This is a genomic window from Flavobacterium sp., from assembly GCF_035456085.1.
GTDB lineage: Bacteria > Bacteroidota > Bacteroidia > Flavobacteriales > Flavobacteriaceae > Flavobacterium.
This window is the reverse complement of record NZ_DATIDY010000181.1, coordinates 1-5,407: the sequence shown is the minus strand read 5'-3', so window position 1 is coordinate 5,407 and position 5,407 is coordinate 1. Positions and strand designations below refer to the sequence as shown.

Sequence of the window (5,407 nt, the reverse complement as noted above, 5' to 3'; positions counted from 1 at the left end):
TTCGGCAGACAAAAAGTTGTCTCCAACTTTTTCAACAAGCCGTTGGAACGGAATTCTATACTCGAAAAGTAACCAACATATAACCCTCTCAAAAGTTGTGAATAACTTTACGATGCTTTACATAGGAGTAGCTGTTAGCAGATGTTTTTTAATATTTCTTTTATTATTTTCAGAGTTTTAGTTGAAGTTTCACGAATAATAATTTTATTCTTCTTGTCTTTAATTAGTTCTGTGAACAAATTGTCTTCTGTATTTATGTCAACAATTGTTCCTCCATATTTTAATGTTGTTTCGGCAATTTCCATTGGCAAATTTGTTGCTCCAGAAGTTCCAACGATAAAAAGAATACCTGAGTTTTTGGCAATTTTTAGTGAGCTAAATATTTTATTTGTTTCTTCATTATAAACTTCATCAAACCACAAAATGTTAGGCCTCATCCAATCACCACATTCTTTACATTTTAATAATTCAATATCCTTTTCTGTTAAATCTTCATCTATATTCTTTCCTTTAATTTCAATAGGAAGATATTCTATTCCCTTACAACCATTTGAACATTTAATCTCTCTATTATTTCCGTGTATCTCGTAAATTCTATTTGTTCCAGCACGTCTGTGTAAATTGTCTATATTTTGGGTTATTAAATGAAATTTATCTTGTAAAAGATTCTCGATTTCTACAATTTCATTGTGACTCTCGTTTGGTTCAACATTTTCAAACATCTTTTTTCTAAAAAGACAGTATTGCCAAACTTCTTCTGGATTTTCTTTAAAATATTTAAACGTTCCAAATTCTTCTGGTTTGTGAAATTTAGTTCCTTTTATCCATATACCATCTGTACCTCTGTAAGTAGGTATTCCGCTATCAGCAGAAATTCCGGCACCAGTTAAAAACGTGAATAAATTTTTATTCTTTTTATTATATACTTGTTTTATTATTTCATCAAGTTGGTCTTTCATATTCTGATTTTCTAAAATATCTGCTAACGTCCCGCTACTACAGCGGGTTTGGGACTAAATTAAGCCCATTCCTCGGATTTGCCAAATCATCCAAATACAAAACCAACTTTCCGTTAAGCCTATTGCCCAAATCCGTTGTAGTAGCTGTTGGTGGTTGTTTATTTACCTCTATATGGGCTTGTTTTTGATATATCTTTTTCGGTTATATTCAAACTTGATTTTTTATTCATTTTCCAACCTAAATTTAGCAATGTTCTGATTTCAATGTATTCTTCAATATCAGTCTCTGCCTTAACTTTAAAATATTTATCTGTAAAAAATAAATCAAAAGCAGAGGATAATATATATGTAGATACCATAGAAACTAAGATTGATGGGATTAGTAATATAAAAGTGAAACCTATCATGTGTTCAAAGAAAATATACATACCAATCATTGACAATAGAAATATTGATAAATCAACATAAATAGATTTATTACTGTGTTTACTATAGCAACTTGAACATCGTGGAATTGATATTTTTTTCTCTCTATATGTGTAATTCGCACCTGGAATTAGTGAAGTATTTAATATTTCATACATTGTATGTTCATAATACTTTTGCTTTTCACTTGTGTATTTATCACAATAGTGGCATTTGTCCATTTCAATTTCCATATCCTTATTTTTGTATGAAAAACACTTCTGATAAATCGTTATAATTAATTGACATTGTAAGTCTTAAATCTTTGAGTTCAAAAATCATTTTTTGTTCTGTTATTTCTTCTAAAATAATTCTATAACATTCTATTTTTGTATCTTTTGGTAAATTCCACAGCCAATTTTTCGCATTGAATTCAAGTTCAATGATTTTTTCTTTTAAAGTTGCAAATTTTTCGCCTGAAGTTTTGTGAATAAATATTGCGTAGTCTTCTTTTTCCATTTCTTCCTTTAATTACAATTTATTGCGTTCATATATGATTGAGATCCTTTACTTAAAACTTTATTGTCAGGTGTTTCACAGATAAAGTCAAAATATCCAATCTCGAATTGTTTTTCAGATTTTGCATTTAATACTTCATCTAATGTTTTGAAAAAAATCACAGGTTTATAATTAGGTTGTGAATAAATCAGAGTTTTTATATTTATGTTATTATCGCTTTCATTTAAAACATAACAATGATCATCTCCAAAAGTTAAGTTCAGTCCTTTTTCAGTTGTTTTAGGGAAAATCAGGATTTCTGAATGGTAGTTATCACAGTTTTCTATTACATAAATGTTTGGGAAAAAAGCGCTAAACATAACTCCCAAATAAATTAATATTAAAGCACCTGAAAGTATAATATAGTTTGCTTTTTGCTTTTGTTTTTCAGTGAATTTTTCAAAATCCCCAATTTTCAATAATTGATAAATTAGAAACACGATGATTAATATTATAATAATCCAAAAATACGTTTTATTAATTGTCATAGTTTTTGTTTTAATTTTTAATTTCTGCACAATTTTTGTCCTAAATAACCACCAACGTTCTGGTACTACAGCGGGTTTGGGACTAAAATAAGCCCATTCTTCGGATTTGCCAAATCATCCCAAATACAAAACCATCATTCCATTAAGCCCATTGCCCAAATCCGTTGTAGTAGCTGTTATGTGACGTACTTACTACTTCGGTTTGTTTTTTTTAGATAATTTTTCAAAATATTTTTCATAGTCGAAAATAATTTTCGTTCTATCTTTTCGATATAATGTTATGAATGATTCACCTTTTATTTTGACGATAGAATCTTTAATATTCACTTCGTCCCAGAATGTATTTTCGAGTGCGATATTCCTATTTGATAATTTTAACATTGGTGTACAATGATTTGAAGAATCAGTATATTTTTCTAGAACTTTTCCATTATAATTTTCTTCTATTCTCGTTTTCAACATTCGGTCGTAAAAACCCTTATTCGGAGTTAGATAATATCCAAACATAAATATTGAAACGATTCCAATAAAAAGTAACACTTTATGTAGATTATTTTTTAAATCAATTTCAATCATAAAAGTAATAGATGTTTTTTTACGTTTTTGCTTGTATGTCACATAACGTCCCGCTACTACAGCGGGTTTGGGACTAAATTAAGCCCATTCCTCGGATTTGCCAAATCATAACAAATACAAAACCATCTTTCCATTAAGCCTATTGCCCAAATCCGTTGTAGTAGCTGTTAGGCAATCGTATTTATGACATCATGCAATTGTTTGACTTGTAATAAATTCCGTTGCTCTTCAACTTAAAGTTTCCTATTGAGTCTATTTCGACTTTTATAGATTCTTTTGTTTCGGGACAACGTTTATATTTCATCATATATAATTCAAATCCATTATTTGTTTTTTTAAATGAGCCCGCTTTTTTTTCTTTCGGGTCAAACCACAAATCATACATATGTAAAATCAGAATTGCTTCAGCAAGATTATCAATCTTACCAATGAATTTTTTCATTTCTACTTCATCTGTAACGTAATGAACATCATCGTTTTCAATATATGTAACATATGAAAAACAAGTGCCTGGTAAACATTCAGTAAAGAAACCTGATTCAGGAGGATAAAAAGTATAATTATTTCTAATTAATGTATCACCACATTTTCTAATTACCTCTTTTTGACTTTTATAAGAATCTGGTGTGAATGTAGCATATTCCCAATACACATATTCTTTATTTGGTTTTATCAGTTCGATTAGTTTATTTCTATCTTGATATTCATGATTAATTTTAGTGAAACCACTTTCAATTCGGACAGAATTCTTTCCGCAAGATATTAAACTAAGAAGAATTAATATTGATATTTTTTTCATTCACATTTTGGTTTAATATGTTGCCTAACGTCTTCGCGCTACACGCAGGCTGGGGTTAATAATTATTTTTCTTTCTGTTGTTACTTTTTTCGCCGACACAAAACCATCTTCAAATTAATCCAAATGCCCAGCTTGCTTGTAGCGTGTGTTATGCCTCGTTGTTTTACGCTTCTGTTCTTTTTAAGAATCAATCCCTAAACCAAGAAAGCTCTTCTTCACTAAACTCATAGAGTTTCTCATCATAAATTGCATTTAGACAACTGTATATCATCTGATAATCATAATTTAATTTTTTTATAAAGTCGGTTTTACCGTTTCTGTGATTTAACACCCCTAATTGGAAGCTACGAATAGAGCTTTTAATTATTTTATCCTTTTTTTCTTGGTCTGCTTCTTTGAAAAAAATCATGCATTTATTTAGATTCCAATAAAAACCATCTTCTTCAAATTTTGTGTGAAATTTATATGTAATCATTTTTTTCTTATTGATTATTTATTGCGGTCTATCTTTATATTAAAGGCTATATATTTTAATTACTTTTGGTTTTCATTTAAACACTTTAAATTATGTCAGATTACAATCCCGCCGATATTCCCGCAACTGAAAAATTTCAAACCGAAGTTAAACTATTACAAGAAGAATATAAAACTTCCTTAAAAACAGGAGAACACGTAGATAAACAATTTGAAACGATTCCTCTTATCGTTGGAAACTACTTCGGTAAACAATGTGAAATAATATATGAAACCAAATTAAATCAACTTTGTCGGGAGATAATAGAATTTCATAAAAACTCATCTATGTCACATATTGACCTAATTGAATATCCAAGATTTAAAGAACTGCTTTGGGATGCCCGTTATAAAACTCACACTTTTTTAGAGACACTCTAGTTTTCTAGTGTCTGTTTCTACAAACTTTTTTAGCCATTGTATTAAGTCCATTGCTTCTGAAGCTTTATCCATATTCCAATCTGGGAATATTTGTTCAGTTGTTTTATAGACACCGTCTTTATAAGTTTGGGTGCGCTGTCTGGTGTCTTCAATATAAGACTCCAATTCGGAATACAATTCATTCCTGTAAAATTTTCGATTTTCTACAAAAGCATTTATATCTTGTTCTGTCATTTTATATTCTTGTTTTACGCCTTAGTCTCTTCTTACAATGAGGCATAACGTTCTGGCACTACAGCGGGTTTGGGACTAAATTAAGACCATTCTTCGGATTTGCCAAATCATCCCAAATACAAGACCATTTTTCCATTAAGCCAATTGCCCAAATCCGTTGTAGTGGCTGTTAGTGGCTGGTTCTATTTATCTTGGTGTGTACAAGTTCAACTATATTTTCAAAGGAATCATTTCCAATTTCTTCTTTTGACAGAATGTATGAGGATTGATTTCCTATATTTAAATCTAAAAAAATATTGTCCTCGATTATTCTGTAATTTTTAAAAGCATTCCATTTTATTTTTGCTTCATATTTATAATCTTTATAGTTAAAATACTCATCATTAAATTCCCAAATACTTATTTCGTTGGATTCCAATTGTCCCTTAATTTCATTTTCAATTAGTTTAAGGTAAGTTTTTTTACTATTTTGATATGCGTAATTTGTTCTATAG

The 5,407-nt window shown here is 29.4% G+C and carries 10 protein-coding genes; 1 reads left to right on the top strand and 9 read right to left on the bottom strand.

The window, feature by feature from the left end; all coding sequences use genetic code 11:
- Nucleotides 1–134 precede the first annotated feature (134 nt).
- From VLC96_RS13730 to VLC96_RS13700, 7 genes are all read right to left on the bottom strand, one after another.
- Nucleotides 135–959 (bottom strand): SIR2 family NAD-dependent protein deacylase, encoded by an 825-nt coding sequence (locus VLC96_RS13730; RefSeq protein ID WP_325263773.1) that lies wholly within the window; start codon nt 957–959, stop codon nt 135–137.
- A 158-nt stretch (nt 960–1,117) separates the two neighbouring features.
- The gene (locus tag VLC96_RS13725) at nt 1,118–1,618 is read right to left on the bottom strand and encodes a hypothetical protein (RefSeq protein WP_325263772.1); all 501 of its coding nucleotides are present in this window, start codon (nt 1,616–1,618) and stop codon (nt 1,118–1,120) included.
- Between the two features lie 4 nt (nt 1,619–1,622).
- Nucleotides 1,623–1,883 carry a hypothetical protein gene (locus VLC96_RS13720; protein WP_325263770.1) on the bottom strand — a complete coding sequence of 87 codons (261 nt, stop codon included), beginning with the start codon at nt 1,881–1,883 and terminating at the stop codon, nt 1,623–1,625.
- Nucleotides 1,884–1,891: 8 nt separating this feature from the next.
- Nucleotides 1,892–2,410 (bottom strand): hypothetical protein, encoded by a 519-nt coding sequence (locus VLC96_RS13715; protein WP_325263769.1) that lies wholly within the window; start codon nt 2,408–2,410, stop codon nt 1,892–1,894.
- 192 nt (nt 2,411–2,602) lie between these two features.
- Nucleotides 2,603–2,986 (bottom strand): hypothetical protein, encoded by a 384-nt coding sequence (locus VLC96_RS13710; RefSeq protein WP_325263767.1) that lies wholly within the window; start codon nt 2,984–2,986, stop codon nt 2,603–2,605.
- A gap of 181 nt (nt 2,987–3,167) precedes the next feature.
- A complete protein-coding gene (locus tag VLC96_RS13705; protein WP_325263764.1) occupies nt 3,168–3,785 on the bottom strand; it encodes a hypothetical protein in 618 nt (205 codons plus the stop codon).
- A 187-nt stretch (nt 3,786–3,972) separates the two neighbouring features.
- Nucleotides 3,973–4,260: a hypothetical protein gene (locus VLC96_RS13700; protein ID WP_325263763.1), complete on the bottom strand. Its 288-nt coding sequence runs from the start codon at nt 4,258–4,260 to the stop codon at nt 3,973–3,975.
- Nucleotides 4,261–4,352: 92 nt separating this feature from the next.
- On the opposite strand from VLC96_RS13700, the gene VLC96_RS13695 reads away from it, so the two are divergent.
- A complete protein-coding gene (locus VLC96_RS13695; RefSeq protein ID WP_325263762.1) occupies nt 4,353–4,679 on the top strand; it encodes a hypothetical protein in 327 nt (108 codons plus the stop codon).
- Here VLC96_RS13695 and VLC96_RS13690 read toward each other — a convergent pair.
- Entirely contained in the window at nt 4,665–4,913 is a 249-nt protein-coding gene (locus VLC96_RS13690) for a hypothetical protein (protein WP_325263760.1), read from the bottom strand. The genes VLC96_RS13695 and VLC96_RS13690 overlap by 15 nt on opposite strands.
- A 169-nt stretch (nt 4,914–5,082) precedes the next feature.
- A partial coding sequence (locus VLC96_RS13685; protein WP_325263758.1) for a hypothetical protein occupies nt 5,083–5,407 on the bottom strand: 325 nt, incomplete at its 5' end.